Genomic DNA, 17,413 nt, shown 5'->3' with positions numbered 1-17,413 from the left:
TTTTTATTTTTTATTATAAAAATTATTAATTATACTAAGTACCTCTTTAGGGTCGTCAGTATGATACATGAGATCTAAATCTTCTTTATCTATATACTTTTCATTAATCATATCTTTTTCTATCCAATTCATAAGCCCAGTATAAAATTCTTTATCAACTACAATTATTGGTATTTTTTTCAATACTTTAGTTTGTACTAATGTAAGTGTTTCAAACATTTCATCCATAGTACCAAAACCGCCCGGAAATACAATTAAAGCCTTAGCATATTTTACAAACATCACTTTTCTAGCAAAGAAATATCTAAACTTAATTTCTTCTTTTACATAAGGATTAGTTCTCTGCTCAAAAGGCAATTCTATGCATAAACCAATAGAGTTTCCATTGGCATCAAAAGCTCCTCTATTTCCTGCTTCCATTATTCCGGGGCCGCCGCCTGTGATGATATCATATTTATTTTCTGCTAATAGTTTTGCAGTTTCATATGCTAATTTATAATGCGGATGATCCGGACTTGTTCTTGCACTTCCAAAAATTGTAACAGCATTGTTGTATATAGACATAGTTTCAAAACCATCAACGAACTCGCCCATTATTCTAAATATACGCCATGCCTCTTCATTCATATCTAAATCTTCAAATTCTGTGCTTTGTCTTCTCATTTTATTTCCTTTTTTAAAAAAATTTCGTTTTTTTAATTAATTTTTTATTTTAATAAAATAGCTGTGCCGTAAGCAACAACCTCTGTAGTGCCTTGCAATACTGAAGAAGTGCTGTAATTAACTCCTATTATTGCATTGGCTCCTAGTTTTTTAGCCTCTTCTATCATTCTGTTTGTAGCTATATCTCTTGCTTCGTTTATCATTTCTGTATAGCTTGTTACTTCGCCTCCTACTAATGTATTTAAAGAAGCTAATATATCTTTTCCTATATGTTTTGATTGTACAATATTACCTTTAACCAAACCTAATAGTTCATAATTGTTTGTAGGTAAGTAGTCTACGCTAAAAATTTGCATATTTTTTTATCCTTTTTATGTTTCTTTATTATATTGTATTATGTTAATTAGTCGGAAATTAGTCTCTTAACTTGATTATTTTTAAGTTTATATAATTTGAATTTAATTAAAAATATCATTATAATAAATAAAAAAATAATATTAGGTGTTTTATTATGAAAGCTAATACTATAAAAAATGTATTTACAATGGCTAGTTTATATTTTTTAAAGAATCTTTTAAATATTTCTTGCAAACTTTTACCTATGCTTATAATAGCATTAAGTTTATTAAACTTGAGTAAAACTATTACTTTTAATTGGAGAGATATTGTATTGCTTCTAATTTTGGAAGCGATTTTAATTGTAGGTACTATTATTTTTTACTCATTGTTTTTTAAGAAAGATAAAGAAATAGACAATGATAAAACAGATAATACAGAGAATACTGAAAGCCATTCCGAAGACAATTCAAAAACAAATGAGCTAAGCACACAAACAAAAAATAAATTACCTATTCTCAATATAGCGGTTGCATTTTTTACATTCTTAACTTTTATATTTATAATACTAAAACTTTTTAATGCTGTTACATGGAGTTGGGTTTGGGTATTATTTCCATTATGGTTTTCTACGGCTTTAATAATAGCAATACTTATAATATTTGTAATTTATTTAATAATATCTATTATAGCCAAAAAAAATAATAAAAATGATGATAACAGTGATAAAGCTAATATAGAGGCTGCTGACAATACAGAAAATAATAATAATTCAGATAACAATTAAAGGATATTTTTATAGATGACAAATATTTTATTATATATAGTTTTTACAGTTGCGGGGATACTTCTATTATATCTTGGAGGCACATATATAGTTGATGGGAGCGTGATGATTGCAAACAGATTAAAAATTCCTCCTATAGTGATAGGGCTTACTGTTGTTGCAATGGGTACATCTATGCCTGAACTTTTTGTTAGTTTGTTTGGTGCTGTGAGGGGAGAGAGTGCTATTGCGGTTGGTAATGTTATTGGGAGTAATATATTTAATATAGTATTTGTGCTTGGGGTATCTGCTTTATTTATGAATATGTCTGCGGGCAAAAAATCTTATCATGTATCTATGCTTTCTATGTTTATAATATATGCTGTATTATTTGTTACTTTATTTAATTTTAATACTAAGAGTTTAATTGGTGATAAGATATCTGTTGTAGAGGGTGTAATACTTTTAGTTTTGCTATGCATATATGTTTATTATTTATATACTGTTGTCTCTAAAGATAAAGATGAGCTTGCTATATTTGAAAAAGAAGTATCATCATCTACAAAGACATATAGTATATCTAGGGCTATATTTAAAATTGTGCTGTCAATATTTGCTCTTGCTGTGGGGTCTGATATATTTTTGAAAGGTGTTACTGGAATATTTAGGAATTTTATAAGCGAGCATATTATTGGTTTTATAGTTGTTGCTGTTGGTACAAGCATACCAGAGTTAGTTACAAGTGTGATAGCTGCTTCAAAGAAAGAGGCTGATATATCTATAGGAAACATTGTTGGAAGCAATATTTTTAATGTTGGTGCTGTGCTTGGCATATCTTCTATAGCTTCATTTAAGTTTGGAGGAATAGTGCTTCCTGCTGCACAAAATTATTTAATAGACTATGTTATTATGGTTTTAAGCGGTTTAATATTATTGTTATTTACTTTTAGAGGAAGAAGTTTAACAAATGTAAAGGGAATTATATTTTTAGTAGTGTATATATTTTATGTATTATACTTATTAAAAACTACTTCTGTGTAAACATGGTTTAAAAATTATTATTTATATATAAATAAACAACTATATTATTTTTATATATATTTTATCAACTTTTTCCCGCCGCAAAAAGTTGCAAAAAGTGCAAGTTTTTAGCTTTATATTTAGATATATATATAAACAATATATTGTATTTTGATTATACATAAGTAATACTTCATCAAAATGCAGTCTTTTTGCTTCTTTGGGTCACCAAAAGAAGTGGGGGTGTGTACCCTCTGGGCACGCTTCGCATGGGGCAAAGCCACCACAAACAAAAAACTTAAAATAGATTTTTTGACAAAGTTAAAAATTTTCAGTATAATTAAATCATCAACTAAATTACTTTTAATTTTTTGGAGTTTTCTTTTGAGATTAGAATTAATGTTAGGTGTGAGATACCTAAAAGCTAAAAAGAAGTTTTCATTTGTTTCTATAATTACAGTGATATGTATACTAGGCATACTTGTGGGCGATATGGTTATGATTACTGTATTATCTGTTATGAATGGCTTTCAAGACGATATAAGAGATAAAATACTTGGAATGAGGGCACATATAAATATTAGTGCCTATGGGGATCAGCCTCTTCTAAACTATGAGTATGTTGTAGATAATATTAAAGACAATAAAGATATAACTAGTATTTACCCTTATATAGTTCTTCCTTCAATAATGCGTACATATACTTTTACTACGCTTATTACAGTTCGTTCATTTGAAGATGATATATTTACAAAAGACAGGGATTTTATTAAGTATTTCAATTTTATTGAGGGGGACAATAAAAATTTAGGTACTAATGATGCTTTAATAGGCTCTGAGATGGCAGATGATTATGCTTTATCTGTGGGGGACACTATTGATATAGTTTCTGCTTCTGGAAGTTTTGAAAAAGGCTTTAGACCTCAAAAGACAACTTTTACAATAAAGGGAATATACAAAACAGGATATTATGAATATGATAGTAAAATGGTAATAGTGCCTCTAAAAACAGGGCAGTCAATGCTTGGTTATGATGGTGCTGTAACGGGGGTAGCTGTAAAGATAAATAATTTTTTTAGTGCTGACAAAGTTGCAAAAGACATAGATTTATCATTAAAGCAATTTTATAATGTTATGCCTTGGATGCTTTTTGACAGAAACTTTTTTCAGGCACTTCATACAGAAAAGCTTATGCTTGGTTTAATATTATCTTTTATTATACTAATAGCAGCTCTCAACATAGCATCAAGCCAAATAATATTCGTTAAAGATAAAAGAAGAGATATTGCTATAATAAAGACACTAGGCTTAAGACCTTCAAATGTAGCTAAAGTATTCTTTTTGGAGGGGGCTATAATAGGAGGAGTTGGCACTATTTTGGGAGTGATATTTGGAATACTTCTTGCAAGTTATGTAAATGAAACTTTAGAGTTTATAAGGGCATTTTTACAATCTATAGTAAGTATTATATGGTTTATACCTGCACATATAAGTCCTTCTATAAGTGTACCTATAATACCTGATTTCTTCCCTCCTGATATTTATTATGTAAGTAATGGGCTTCCTTCAATAATACGTTTTTCACAAGTTTTTATGGTTGCTTCTATATCGTTTTTACTTTCTGTTTTATTTGCTATAATACCTGCATATATAGCAAGCAAATATAAACCTGCCGAGGTGTTAAGATATGAATAATAATAAAATGAATAGTAGTAATATTAATAGAGAAGTTTTAATAACTATAGATAAATTAGTAAAAACATACATGGGCCCTCCAAAAGTTGAAGTATTAAAATCTATAAGTTTAGATATTTATAAAAATGAGATATTGGCTATTACAGGGGAATCTGGAAGCGGTAAGACTACACTTTTAAACCTCATAGGCGGTATAGATGACATTACATCTGGAAGCATCAATATAAATGGTAACAATATAGGAAAAATGAATGAGGGGCAATTGGCTAAGTTTAGGAATAAATCTTTGGGATATGTGTTTCAATTTCATAATTTGCTTGGAGAGTTTAGTGCTATAGAAAATGTGATGATACCTGCTTTAATGTTAAAATATGATAAAAAAGGGGCACGGTTAAAGGCAGAAGAATTGCTTGAGACGGTTGGGCTTAAAGACAGGATGCATCATAGAATAGGGGAGCTTTCAGGAGGTGAAGCTCAGAGGGTTGCTATTGCTAGGGCTTTAATTAATAGCCCAATGGTTGTGTTGGCAGATGAGCCTACAGGAAATTTAGACAAAAAAAATGCTGAAATTATAAGAGAGATTTTATGGGATATGACTAAAAAAACTTCATCTACTTTAATCATTGTAACGCATTCTTTATCTATTGCGAGTATGGCTGATAGGAAATTAAGACTAGAATATGGAGAAAAAATAGTAGAATATTGATATTTTAATATTGTAGCAATTAATTTTTAGATATTACTTCCGATAATAAAGTGTATATTTTATAAGGTTCTAATAATTATGCAATTAAATATAAGGCTCAGAGCAGAAATTTTTTATGGTATAATAGTAGTTGGTTTAGCGTTGATTATTTTTTTATTCGTGTTTAGTTCTAAGGGGTTTATTAGCATAGATAAGCAAAAACAGGCTGTGGAAAAAAAGAGAGCAAGAATAGAAGAACTTGATAGAAAAAAGAAAAAAATATTAAATACTATAGATAGACTTACAAATGATAGAGAATATATACTTTCTTATGCCAAAACTTTTGGATATTTAGATAGTTCTAAAAATGAAAAAATTATAAAAATTATACGTGATAATAATGATAATAATTCTTATTATAACTCGGAAGAATATGTAGATAATAATACAGAGATGGCTACAATTAATTCTAGGGGCGTTATTATTTTGGCTATATTTTTAGCAATAAGCTTTGCTATTTATGTATTATTTGTTAATAGACATATGTTTATAAAGAAGCATAGTAATAGTGTAGTTACTTATAAGGGTAGTTCAATGTGAACATAAATCCAGCATCATTTTGAAACGGTTCATAATACGGCACAAAATTAAAACTTAAACCATCTTTTTTCTTACCATATATCCTTTGATAACTATCATATGCAACTGTAGCTCCAAATATAACTGCAGCTGTAACTTCAAATATTGTAGCAGATATCCATAAAGATTTATATCTTGATCTTCCGCTTGTTGATGGCTGAACAAATGAGTTTTCTATGGTATCAAGTCCAAATACTATAACTGAAGCATAACTATATGATAAAAATCCAGCCAATATAAAAGTTACTTCTGTATATCTAAAAGGATGGCTTCTATATGCATCTTCTGGTATGACAGATGAGCTTATAACGCCATTTTGATTTATAATATTTGTTCCTTTCATTTCAAATATAGATTTAACACTATTGGTATCTATGCTATATTCAGAGCTAAGTGTTTCAGTATTTTCTATGATAGGTGCTTTACTCTCTGTACTATTAGTGCTAGGCATATTTGTAGAAGGTGCAAAATAAAAAGCACCAAAAGATATTTTAGCAAACAATAAAAATAGTATTATGCTTTTAAAAAAGTCCATATATTCCTACCATAAACTCTAAGCCTGTAAGATTAACCGTTTGTATTTCTTCGGGCATACTAAAGCTATTATCTTCATAATATGTACCAGCATTAATAGGCTTTGTATAAAATCTATATCCGCCAGCTAAATTAATTCCTAATGTATCGGTTATATTATACTGTATATTTGCTAAAAGTCCAATACCTAGCATTATGTCGGTTGATCGTATTTTAGTGCCGTTTGGTATTAATAGACTTCCATTTTTGTAATCTCCGCCATATACTTCGCCTATATCTGTGAAAGTTACACCAACTCCTACATATGGAGTAAATACAAATTTCACTATTTCCTGATATATTTTTATGTTTATATCAAAATTAAATCTAGTATCAATTCCATAGCTAGTTTTGAAGAAATCTCCAAATAATAAACCCATGCTTATATTAGGGGAAAATAGCTGAAAATCATACCCGAATTTAAGATGCATTCCTAAAGCATAGTCATTTTTATTTAGATTTACTTTTATTTTGCCTGTAGAGTTTGTAGACTGAAATTCTTTTACTAAGGGATTGATTTTATATGAAGCATAATTTATATTAAACCCAAAAATAAAATTTCCTATATATGTTTCTCTTACAATATCACCAACTTGTATATTCCTTCCTCTTGATACTGTTGCTATAGAATATTCGCTTCCCATGTCTTTTATTCTTAAAGTACCTTTTTCTTTATATGTGCCTTCTATAACATTTCCAGATGGTAGAACTATATCTTCAGATTGTGAATATACTTTAAATCTTGTATTTTTATTAAGTCCATGATCATATCCTGCCAAAAGTATAATATTTCCATCTGTAATATCAGATATTTTTAAAGTTATTTTAAAAATATTTCTCATTTTGTCACTTACTTTATAAACCAAATCATTACAAGCTTCATCAATAGCCGCATCTCTAAAAGCTTGTGATGGATATCTGTCTATAGAATAAAAGCTAGAACCACTTACTTTTGAAGAGTATAATATTTTTGTTGTAGAAACATCAACTATCTGCAAAACCAAATCTACATCAGCATATATTGTTCCTGTTCCGTCATAGCTGTCATAATCAAATCTGGTACTTGAATGTGTTATTTTTCCTGTGATTGCTTTGCTGTATCCATATATCTTTCCCATTTCTATCACTTGTTCATCTGTGATGCCTGTTAATTGAAGCTCCATTTCTTTTAGGTATTTATCTAGATTTTTTCTATCTACTATATTGAACCTTTTCATTCTAGTGAGGGCATTTTCTATTAAAGTTGTAACCTTATTACCCAAATCTTTGCTATAGCCTGTAGAGACATCTTGTATTTCAAATACAGCGATATTTTCTTTTATATACTTTTCTGTTATTTCATTATCTGTGATTTGTGAAAATAGATTTGCACAAAATGATGTTATCAAAATAATACAAAATAGTTTTCTAATCATAATATTTTATTAATAATTAAAATTTTTTATTATGTTATATCATTAAATGAAAAAGTCAAATATATTTAGCTTTTTCTATTTTATAATTTTATCATAAATAAAATAATTTTTTATACTTTATTATATTTACATTATATGTTATTATTAAGTTTAAATAAAGAATATTTTTAGTTGTTTATTTGTTTATAATGTTTAAGCAATCTTGATTTAAGAAAGGAGAGTTACCTATATATGGGAGCGATGGATTTAGTATTTAAATTAATATTTGGCTCTAAAGAACAAAATGATGCTAAAATATTAAAACCTATAGCAGAGAAGACATTAACATTTGAAGAAGAAATAAAGAAATTAACTAATGAAGAATTAACTAATAAAACAAAAGAATTCAGGCAAAGAGTAGAAGATTATATAGGCTGTAAGACAGAGGAATTAGATTTATCAAAAGAAGAGAATAAAAAGAAACTTCAAGATATATTAGATGAATTGCTTCCAGAGGCATTTGCTGTTGTACGCGAGGCGAGTTTAAGAACTACGGGTATGAGGCATTTTGATGTGCAGATAATGGGTGGAGCAGTTTTGCATCAGGGAAGAATTGCTGAGATGAAAACTGGTGAAGGTAAGACACTTGTTGCTACTTTGGCAGTTTATCTTAATGCTTTAACAGGGCTTGGGGTGCATGTAGTTACAGTGAATGATTATCTTGCTAAAAGGGATGCTGAATGGATGATGCCTATATACTCTATGCTTGGCATTAGTGTTGGAATACTTGATAATACTAGACCGCATTCACCAGAGAGAAGAGCTGTTTATAATTGCGATGTTGTTTATGGTACTAATAATGAGTTTGGTTTCGACTATTTAAGAGATAATATGGTTGTGAGAAAAGAAGATAAAGTGCAGAGAAAGTTTTATCATGCCATAGTGGACGAGGTTGACAGTATTTTAATAGACGAAGCTAGAACTCCTCTTATAATATCAGGACCTGCAGAAAAAAATATTAAAATGTATTATGAGATAGATAGAATTATACCTATGCTTAAGCAGGCAGAGACAGATGAGAGAATGAAAGAGGTTGCTGGTACTGGTGATTATGTATTAATAGAAAAAGATAAAAATGTGTACCTTACAGAAGAGGGTGTAAAAAAAGTAGAAAACCTTCTTAATATAGAAAACCTCTATGGTGCACAAAGCAGCACTATAGTTCACCATGTTAATCAGGCATTAAAGGCACATAAAGTGTTTAAAAAAGATGTTGATTATATGGTTACAGACGGGGAAGTGTTGATTGTAGATGAGTTTACAGGCCGTGTTCTTGAAGGAAGACGTTATAGTGATGGGCTTCACCAAGCAATAGAGGCTAAAGAAAAAGTTGCTATACAAAATGAATCTCAAACTTATGCAACAATTACTTTCCAAAACTATTTTAGAATGTATCCTAAACTTTCTGGTATGACTGGTACTGCAGAAACAGAGGCAGAAGAGTTTTATAAAATATATAAGCTAGATGTTGCAGTTATTCCTACAAACAAACCTATAGCAAGACAGGATTTATCAGATAGAATATATAGAACAAGAAAGGCAAAATTTGAGGCATTAGCAAAATATATTAAAGAGCTTCAAGATGCAGGAAAGCCTGTATTAGTTGGTACAGTGTCTGTTGAGATGAACGAAGAATTATCTAAAGTGTTTAAAAGACATAAAATCACTCATGAAGTACTTAATGCTAAAAACCACTCAAGAGAAGCTCAGATAATTGCACAGGCAGGAGAGCCGGGTGCTGTTACACTTGCTACAAACATGGCAGGACGTGGTACGGATATTGTTCTTGGTGGTAACCCTATTGCTAAGGGTGTTTCTGAGATAGAGCAAATACTTACAATAATGAGAGACAGGGCATTTAAAGAAAGAGACCCTTACAAAAAAGAAGAGTTAAATCAAAAAGTAAAATCTATAGACCTTTATAAAGAGGCTTTTGTTAGATTTGTTATTGCTGGTAAGCTTGATGAGGCTAGGGAGTTGGCTGAAAAAAATAATGCTTTAGAGATGCTTGAGAAGGTAGATAGGATTACTCAAATAAATGAAAAATCTAAGATTGATAAAGAAAAAGTACTTGCTGCTGGCGGTTTGCATGTTATAGGCAGTGAAAGGCATGAGGCTAGACGTATTGACAATCAGCTTCGCGGTAGGAGCGGAAGACAGGGAGACCCGGGACTCAGTGTATTTTTCTTATCGCTTGAAGATGATTTGATGAGGCTTTTTGGAGGCGAGAGAGTTTCTAGCATGATGCTTGCTATGGGCATGGGTGAAGAGGAAGAGCTTGGGCACAAGTGGCTTAACAAATCTATTGAAAATGCTCAGAGAAAAGTTGAAGGCAGAAACTTTGATATAAGAAAGCATTTGCTTGAGTATGATGATGTTATGAATCAGCAGCGTATGGCAGTTTATGCTGAGAGAGATTATATACTTTATTCTGATGATATTTCTCCAAGAATAGAAGAGATTATTTCTGATGTAACTGATTCTACAATAAGAGAGATAGCAGACGGCAAAAAAACAGTTGATCCTATGGAGATAACAAAATGGCTTAACAGTTATTTGATTGGTATAGATGAAGATGCAGCAAACAAGGCTGTTGAAGGCGGAGTTGAAAATGCAATAAAAAATCTCACCAACATATTATTAGAAGCATATAGAAAAAAATCTTTAGAGGTAGATGAAAAGATATTTAGAGAAGTAGAGAAAAATATATTCCTTTCAATTATAGATAATAGATGGAAAGACCATTTATTTGCTATGGACAGTTTAAGAGAGGGTATAGGACTTAGAGGATATGCAGAGAAAAACCCTCTTACAGAATATAAACTTGAAGGCTATAAAATGTTTGTAGCTACTATGGATGTTATTCATAATGAGCTTGTTAATCTTTTAATGAGAGTGAGAATAATGCCTAATGCATTTAACAATACTGAGAGAGAAAGTGCCTTTGACGGCGGCGTTGAAGAGAAAAGCAGTGCTAGTGCAATGGATGGTAACAATAATCAAAATGCTAAACCAAAAATAGCACAGGCTCAAGTAAAAATGACGAACAAAATAGGCAGAAACGATCCTTGTCCTTGCGGAAGCGGTAAGAAATATAAGCATTGTCATGGAAGAGATAATAAAGAGAATTAATATAAATTTAAAAATATTAAATATAATTAAATAAAAATATAAGCGTATAAAGGAAATAATCTTTTATACGCTTTATATTATTGTTTTTTTATTTTGAACAGAATGTTATTTGTTGATTTAAGTATTTTTTATTAACTATTTCATCGGCAAAAGCTATAGCATAATCAGCATAACTAATATAGCTTTCGCCTTTAGAATTAACTAATAATTCATCATGACCTATATTGTATTCTCCTGTTTTCTCTCCCTCAGCTTGAAAATCTGCAGAAGGTGATACATAAGTCCATAAAACATCTTTCTTATCTTTTAATATATCAAATGCTTTATTTTCACTTACTGCCAATCCCATAAAAGCTTCTGGAAAATTAGGAGCATCTTTTAATATCATAGTATGTTCTTTATTAACATATAAACTTGCTGCTCCTCCTATCACCATTAATCTAATATTTGTGTTTGCAAGTATTTTGCATAGATGTTCCATAACTAATGAATGCTTATCAAATTCTTTCTCGTCCCATACTCCGAATGCACTTACTACAGTGTCAAATTCTTTCAAATCATCTTTTGTTAAATTAAATAAATCTTTTTCTATAACTTTTACTTTTGAATTATTGATTTTTGTTTTATCTCTCACTATAGCTGTAACATCTAATCCTCTTTCTAATGCCTCATTCATAATTAATTTTCCGGCTCTTCCGTTTGCTGCTATTATTGCAATTTTCATTTTTTATTCTCCTTTTTTATATAAAATATTTTTCTTTAATTAAAGAAAATTAGAAATAAAAGCGTATAAAGGAAATAATCTTTTATACGCTTTATATTATTGTTTTTTTATTTTGAACAGAATGTTATTCTTTGATTTAAGTATTTTTTATTAACTATTTCATCAGCAAAAGCAGCCGCATAGTCAGCATAGCTAATATAGCTTTCACCTTTAGAATTAACTAATAATTCATCATTGCCTATGTTATATTCTCCTGTTTTCTCTCCATCAGCTCGAAAATCTGCAGAAGGTGATACGTAAGTCCACAAAACATCTTTCTTATCTTTTAATATATCAAATGCTTTGTTAGAACTTATTGCCACTCCCATAAAAACCTCTGGAAAATTAGGAGCATCTTTTAATATCATAGTATGCTCTTTATTTACGTATAAACTTGCAGCTCCTCCTACTATCATGAGTCTTGTATTAGTATTTGCAAGTATTTTGCATAGATGTTCCATAACTAATGAATGTTTATCGAGCTCTTTTTCATCCCATATTCCAAACGCACTTACTACAGTGTCAAATTCTTTTAAATCGTCTTTTGTTAAATCAAATAAATCTTTTTCTATAACTTTTACTTTTGAATTATTGATTTTTGTTTTATCTCTCACTATTGCTGTAACATCTAATCCTCTTTCTAATGCCTCATTCATAATCAATTTTCCAGCTTTTCCATTTGCTGCTATTATTGCAATTTTCATTTTTTATTCTCCTTTTTTTGTATTAAAATATTTTCTTTAATTAAAGAGTTGTAATAGCTATCATTACAACTATAGTAACATATTTTAGTTGTAATGTCAAGTATTACAACTAAAATTATTTGTTTTTTATATATTTTAATACTTTGGATATATCATCATCTATGCATATAGAACGCTCTTTTAAATCAGGTATAGAGAAAACATTTTTTAAATTAATGGAGGCGTAAATTGAGTTTTTATTTTTTAAAGCCATTCTCCAAAAAGAATATTTTATTATAGCAGGGGTATTAAATCCTACACCTAGTTCTAAAAACAAAATATTTTTATTATTAGATTCATTTAAAAAAGCTATATATTTATCTTTGGCTTTATACCAGTTTTCATCTTGAACAAATGTGTCATCGCTTCTTAGATTCATTGACATATTAGCTCCACAGTACGGACATTTTGGAATAAGATTAGAAGGTATTTTTAAATCTTTTCTTTGTTTTAGCATTTCTCTTATATATTTTTCATTGTAGAAAGTTTCTTGCCTGCATGGAACAGAGCATTGAAAAAGAGAAAAATCTCCCTGAACTTTAAATAACCTATCTTTATCAAAATTAGCGGCTTCAAATCTTCCATCAACATTTGTTGTAATTACAAAATAATTTTTATTTTTTACTATGTCCAAAAGATTTAAATGAGTTTCATCTGCTGGAATATCATATCTATTAATATAAACAAATAAAGAAAAAAATCCCCAAAAGTCTTCTAGACTAGGGTAGTTATAAAAGGAGGCACTATACATATCTGTTAATCCATATTTATCTTTGTATTCCATGAAGTTATCATCAAACCTTTTTCCAGAGTATAAAAAACCTGCAGAAGCAGAAAGCCCTGCACCTGAGCCTATTAGTATATAGTCTGATTCTTCTATAGCTAATTTTAATTTTTCTGTTAATTCAATATCATTTAATTGTTCATTCATATTTTTAACCTTCTAATTATTTAAAATATTGTTATAAAGTTTATAGTCTAAATCTTTAAATACATTGAATACTATTTTTATATTGTACCCAGTATTGTCTAAAAAATCTCTCACGGCTTTAACCGCTATAGTGCTAGCTAATTCATTTGGAAACCTAAACTCTCCTGTGGAGATTGAGCAGAAAGCTATACTTTTTATATTATTATTTTTAGCTGTCTCTAAGCATGATTTATAGCACTTATATAAAAGCCCTTCATCATTTTTTGAAACTTCATTTTCTATTATTGGCCCCACTGTATGCAAAACATATTTACTAGGGAGGTTAAATGCTGGAGTTATGATGCATCCGCCTGTTTTTTCAAGATTGCCTTTCATAATGTCATTGCAATATAATCTTAGCCTAGTTCCTGATGCACTATGTATTGCATTATCTATGCATTTGTGAAGCGGTACAAAACAGCCAAGCATAGCAGAGTTAGCAGCATTTACTATTGCTTCTATTTTTAGAGTTGTTATATCTCCTTGCCATATATATAAATTATTTTTTATTGGCTTTATATCATCTATACTAGTTAGCTTTTTACTTTTAAGCTTCTCTTGCAAATATTCATCTTCTATTTGTAAATATTCTTCGCTTATATTATCAGGGCTTCTTATATTCATCAAACATCTAAAATAATTATATAATTTTTCTTCATCTTTTTCTTTTATGGCGTTATTTAAATCTTCATCATATTTATAATTCTTTTCTTTCATAAGAAAGTCTATTAAAAATAATAGTTTATCCATTAATACACCTCTATTGTAATAGTTATTATTACAATGATATATTGTTTTAATGTAATGTCAAGTGTTACAATAATTTTCTTGCATTAATAAAATAAATGTATTATAATTTTATTCAAGGATATTCTTATGAAGATTAGTTCAAGATTTACAATAGCAGTTCACACTCTTGTTTGTATTGTATATTTTAAAGATGAGAAAATGACTTCTAATCTTATTGCAGGAAGTGTTAATGTTAATCCTGTTATAATAAGAAATATTTTAATACAATTACAAAAAGCAGACATTATCACGGTAAAAAGAGGAACAGGCGGGGTTTCATTAAATAGGAAAATAGAAGATATTACATTGCTCGATATATTTAATGCTGTAGAGAGTTTAGATGATGATAATCTATTTAGCTTTCATGAAAATCCAAACAAAAAATGCCCTGTTGGAAAAAAAATCACCTCATCACTGCGGCCAAAACTTGAAATTGTTCAAAAGGCTATGGAAGATAAATTAAAACATATTACATTAAAAGATGTACTTAATGATATGAGGGAATGATTTTTATGCTTAATGAAGATATTATAAAATTAAAAAAAGAACTATTTGAAGGGGAATATTCTGATATATTAAAGGCAATATCCACTTCTAATACTTTTTTAGCTAGATCAACTATAGAATCATATTTAAGAGAGTTTAGTTTTGATAATAATAAAAGAAAGTTGAATCCTATAGAACTATTTGTGTCAGAATATTCAAAGATTCATTACTATGATGATGGAAGTGTGATAAAAGTTATAGATGAATTGTTTAAACACAAAACTATTAACTCTATTAAAAATATCACTTTCGATACAAATATAAATAATGCTTTATTATATGGTGATTTTGTAAGGTTTATTTTTGCTTTATATTTTGGCAAGTATCAAGAAGAATTAAATATAATAATAAAAGATATTTATGAATCTATATCTGTAATATCACATAATTTAGTTTCAAATTTTGAGAAAGATAAAATTAATATAATAAAATCTTCTTCGGTGTATAGAAATATTTTTGATGTACTATCCACTTTTTCAGAGATTGCGGGAGATGCTAGAAGCAGGGCAGAGGTTATGCATTATAAAAGTTATATTACTGCTAATGTTATGCAAGACTATAGGGCATTAATTGGGCCTGATTTGATAAAAACCGCAATTTGTTTTGAAGAGATTGATGATAATGAAAAGGCTATAAATATATATAAGTCAATAACTACTGATTTTGAATGCGTGCTTTCATCTATTGTGTATGGTAATTATAAAGAGGAAGATAGAGATGAAGATTATATATCATTAGTGTCATTATGGCAGGCTTATGACGGCATTCAGAGAATAGAAGGCACTAATGCATATGAAGAGAAAATGGATATAATAGAAAAATCAATACATAAAATTATTTCGTAGCTATTTTTTTATTATTATCAGCAACAGATGAATATATTATTCCGATTAATATTAAAACTCCTCCTATTATTTGTGCTATATATGGCTTTTCATGAAGTAAAATAATAGCACCAATTGTAGAAAAGAAAGGTACAGAATCATATATTATACTAGCTTTCATTGCTCCTATTTTTGATACTGCTATATTCCAAAATATAAATCCTAAAGCAGAAGGAAATACTCCAATAAATATAAGTACGAGTGCTGAATTAAAGTTTAAAACATGTGCTTGATGGCTAACATATTTTGGAATCATTAATATCAGTAAAGGTATAAGTCCTATTGTTACCATAAGATAGAAAAAAGTAGTTTGAGGAAAATCTTTTGGTCTAATTCTTAATGTTATAGTATATATTGCAAATAATGTTACAGCGAAAATCATATATAAATCGCCTATAGAAAACTTTAATTTGCTTATAACTTCTATGCTTCCTTTTGTGAGTAAAATAACAACGCCCAAAATAATTATAAATAGCCCGTATTTTTGAGGTTTGCTTAAATGTTTTTTCCATATAATTCTATTTATTATAGCAATTATTATAGGGGATAATGTTGCTATTAAAGACATGTTAGTGGCATTAGAAGTATGTGCTGCTAAATATACAAAAGTATTAAAAATAGTTATTCCCAATATTGAAATTATTATTATTTTTACACATGAACCTTTTACTAAATGAATATTTTTTATTAAGCTTACTATACAAAAAGGAGTTAATACTAAAAAAGTAACAAGCCATCTGTAAAATGATATTTCTATAGGGGATAATCCTACGAGATATCTAGCAGCTACAAAATTTGTACTCCATATTATAACTGCTAATATAGCAAAAATATATCCATTGTTAAATTTATTTTCATTCATTATTTAAATCCTGATTAGGTTCATTATTATTATTATTATTATTATTATTATTATAGTCTTCTTTTCTTTTAAAGACGTAAATATCACCAAATTTTATATCTTGTTTTAATAAAATCTCTTTTTCCTTAACAAGCTCAAGCATAGCAAGAAAGAATGTAACAAGCTGTCTTTTTGTAACACCATCTTTAAATAAAACTATAAATGGAAACACTTCTTCTTCAGATAATTTTATTCTTATCATATCAATAGCATTATCTATATGAAAGTTAGACATACCAGAAAGAACAGCCAAATCAGTTTCAGGCACAAATTGCACCTTTGTAAAAGCATATACCAAATCATAAAGAGTAACATCTTTCCAAGCCATTTCATTATCTTCACTGCTGCTGTTATTTTGAAAAAACTTAACTCTCTCCGTATCCTTTCTTTCAAATATAGAGTCCGAATATTCTTGAAGCTTGTCAAGTTCTTCAGAAACCATTTTATATCTTTGAAACTCAAGCATTTGCTCTACTATTTCAAATTTAAGCCTGTCTGTAAACTTATCATCGTCCATATCATGAGGAAGTAACATTTTAGATTTGTATAAATGAAAATCTGAAGCTACAACCAAAAACTCACCTGTAGAATCTAAATTTAATGCTGCTTGCTCTTTTAAATATTCTATAAACTGGTCAATTATTTCTAATATTGAAACTTCGTATATATTTTTTTCGCTTCTTTTAAGCATATCAAAAAGTATTGAAAGGGGGCCTTCATARTCTATGCTTGAKAGAGAAACTTTAAACTCATTATTAKGCAATGGTGCAGCATCATCATTAGAKTTTTGTTCCTGAGGCTGAACATTTGTATTTTCATTTATATTATTTTCCATAATTGATATATAATATATA

The 17,413-nt window shown here is 29.0% G+C and carries 18 protein-coding genes; 8 read left to right on the top strand and 10 right to left on the bottom strand.

What is annotated here, in order from left to right; all coding sequences use genetic code 11:
• Nucleotides 1–3: 3 nt before the first annotated feature.
• Nucleotides 4–663 carry a TIGR00730 family Rossman fold protein gene (locus GQX97_RS04120; protein WP_157150676.1) on the bottom strand — a complete coding sequence of 220 codons (660 nt, stop codon included), beginning with the start codon at nucleotides 661–663 and terminating at the stop codon, nucleotides 4–6.
• A gap of 44 nt (nucleotides 664–707) precedes the next feature.
• Nucleotides 708–1,019, bottom strand: a complete 312-nt coding sequence (locus GQX97_RS04115) for a YbjQ family protein (RefSeq protein ID WP_157150675.1) — start codon at nucleotides 1,017–1,019, stop codon at nucleotides 708–710.
• A 155-nt stretch (nucleotides 1,020–1,174) separates the two neighbouring features.
• Here GQX97_RS04115 and GQX97_RS04110 point away from each other — a divergent pair, with 155 nt between their 5' ends.
• The 5 genes from GQX97_RS04110 (at nucleotide 1,175) to GQX97_RS04090 (ending at nucleotide 5,765) form a co-directional block, all read left to right on the top strand.
• Nucleotides 1,175–1,786 (top strand): hypothetical protein, encoded by a 612-nt coding sequence (locus GQX97_RS04110; RefSeq protein WP_157150674.1) that lies wholly within the window; start codon nucleotides 1,175–1,177, stop codon nucleotides 1,784–1,786.
• 15 nt (nucleotides 1,787–1,801) lie between these two features.
• Entirely contained in the window at nucleotides 1,802–2,806 is a 1,005-nt protein-coding gene (locus GQX97_RS04105; RefSeq protein ID WP_157150673.1) for a calcium/sodium antiporter, read from the top strand.
• Between the two features lie 378 nt (nucleotides 2,807–3,184).
• On the top strand, nucleotides 3,185–4,480 hold the full coding sequence (locus GQX97_RS04100; RefSeq protein ID WP_157150899.1) for an ABC transporter permease: 1,296 nt from the start codon (nucleotides 3,185–3,187) through the stop codon (nucleotides 4,478–4,480).
• On the top strand, nucleotides 4,473–5,186 hold the full coding sequence (locus GQX97_RS04095; protein WP_157150672.1) for an ABC transporter ATP-binding protein: 714 nt from the start codon (nucleotides 4,473–4,475) through the stop codon (nucleotides 5,184–5,186). Before GQX97_RS04100 ends, GQX97_RS04095 begins: the two co-directional genes overlap by 8 nt.
• Nucleotides 5,187–5,264: 78 nt before the next feature.
• Nucleotides 5,265–5,765: a septum formation initiator family protein gene (locus GQX97_RS04090; protein WP_157150671.1), complete on the top strand. Its 501-nt coding sequence runs from the start codon at nucleotides 5,265–5,267 to the stop codon at nucleotides 5,763–5,765.
• Here the strand turns inward: GQX97_RS04090 and GQX97_RS04085 are convergent.
• Nucleotides 5,740–6,339, bottom strand: coding sequence for a hypothetical protein (locus GQX97_RS04085; protein WP_157150670.1), 600 nt, complete (start codon nucleotides 6,337–6,339; stop codon nucleotides 5,740–5,742). The genes GQX97_RS04090 and GQX97_RS04085 overlap by 26 nt on opposite strands.
• Nucleotides 6,326–7,792: a CsgG/HfaB family protein gene (locus tag GQX97_RS04080; RefSeq protein WP_157150669.1), complete on the bottom strand. Its 1,467-nt coding sequence runs from the start codon at nucleotides 7,790–7,792 to the stop codon at nucleotides 6,326–6,328. The genes GQX97_RS04085 and GQX97_RS04080 overlap by 14 nt, the downstream gene beginning before the upstream one ends.
• 231 nt (nucleotides 7,793–8,023) lie before the next feature.
• Here GQX97_RS04080 and secA point away from each other — a divergent pair, with 231 nt between their 5' ends.
• On the top strand, nucleotides 8,024–10,963 hold the full coding sequence (secA, locus tag GQX97_RS04075; protein ID WP_157150668.1) for a preprotein translocase subunit SecA: 2,940 nt from the start codon (nucleotides 8,024–8,026) through the stop codon (nucleotides 10,961–10,963).
• A gap of 88 nt (nucleotides 10,964–11,051) precedes the next feature.
• On the opposite strand, the gene GQX97_RS04070 is transcribed toward secA, so the two are convergent.
• The 4 genes from GQX97_RS04070 to GQX97_RS04055 all read right to left on the bottom strand — a co-directional run bounded on the left by GQX97_RS04070 (nucleotide 11,052) and on the right by GQX97_RS04055 (nucleotide 14,189).
• Nucleotides 11,052–11,687, bottom strand: coding sequence for an NAD(P)-dependent oxidoreductase (locus GQX97_RS04070; RefSeq protein WP_157150667.1), 636 nt, complete (start codon nucleotides 11,685–11,687; stop codon nucleotides 11,052–11,054).
• 107 nt (nucleotides 11,688–11,794) lie between these two features.
• Nucleotides 11,795–12,430, bottom strand: coding sequence for an SDR family oxidoreductase (locus tag GQX97_RS04065; RefSeq protein WP_157150666.1), 636 nt, complete (start codon nucleotides 12,428–12,430; stop codon nucleotides 11,795–11,797).
• A 115-nt stretch (nucleotides 12,431–12,545) separates the two neighbouring features.
• Nucleotides 12,546–13,400, bottom strand: coding sequence for a Sir2 silent information regulator family NAD-dependent deacetylase (locus tag GQX97_RS04060; protein ID WP_157150665.1), 855 nt, complete (start codon nucleotides 13,398–13,400; stop codon nucleotides 12,546–12,548).
• Nucleotides 13,401–13,412: 12 nt separating this feature from the next.
• A complete protein-coding gene (locus GQX97_RS04055; RefSeq protein WP_157150664.1) occupies nucleotides 13,413–14,189 on the bottom strand; it encodes a protein-ADP-ribose hydrolase in 777 nt (258 codons plus the stop codon).
• Between the two features lie 126 nt (nucleotides 14,190–14,315).
• Here GQX97_RS04055 and GQX97_RS04050 point away from each other — a divergent pair, with 126 nt between their 5' ends.
• Both GQX97_RS04050 and GQX97_RS04045 read left to right on the top strand, forming a co-directional pair.
• Entirely contained in the window at nucleotides 14,316–14,735 is a 420-nt protein-coding gene (locus tag GQX97_RS04050) for an Rrf2 family transcriptional regulator (RefSeq protein WP_157150663.1), read from the top strand.
• Nucleotides 14,736–14,740: 5 nt separating this feature from the next.
• A complete protein-coding gene (locus tag GQX97_RS04045; RefSeq protein ID WP_157150662.1) occupies nucleotides 14,741–15,619 on the top strand; it encodes a hypothetical protein in 879 nt (292 codons plus the stop codon).
• Here the strand turns inward: GQX97_RS04045 and GQX97_RS04040 are convergent.
• Together GQX97_RS04040 and GQX97_RS04035 are read right to left on the bottom strand one after the other, a co-directional pair.
• Nucleotides 15,609–16,520 (bottom strand): DMT family transporter, encoded by a 912-nt coding sequence (locus GQX97_RS04040; protein WP_157150661.1) that lies wholly within the window; start codon nucleotides 16,518–16,520, stop codon nucleotides 15,609–15,611. The genes GQX97_RS04045 and GQX97_RS04040 overlap by 11 nt on opposite strands.
• Complete coding sequence (locus GQX97_RS04035; protein ID WP_157150660.1) at nucleotides 16,513–17,394, bottom strand: ScpA family protein; 882 nt, start codon at nucleotides 17,392–17,394, stop codon at nucleotides 16,513–16,515. The genes GQX97_RS04040 and GQX97_RS04035 overlap by 8 nt, the downstream gene beginning before the upstream one ends.
• Nucleotides 17,395–17,413: the final 19 nt, after the last annotated feature.

The sequence above is a fragment of the Brachyspira sp. SAP_772 genome, from assembly GCF_009755885.1.
GTDB lineage: Bacteria > Spirochaetota > Brachyspiria > Brachyspirales > Brachyspiraceae > Brachyspira.
Note: the sequence above shows the minus strand (reverse complement) of the source record. Positions and strands in the feature narration are given on the sequence as shown.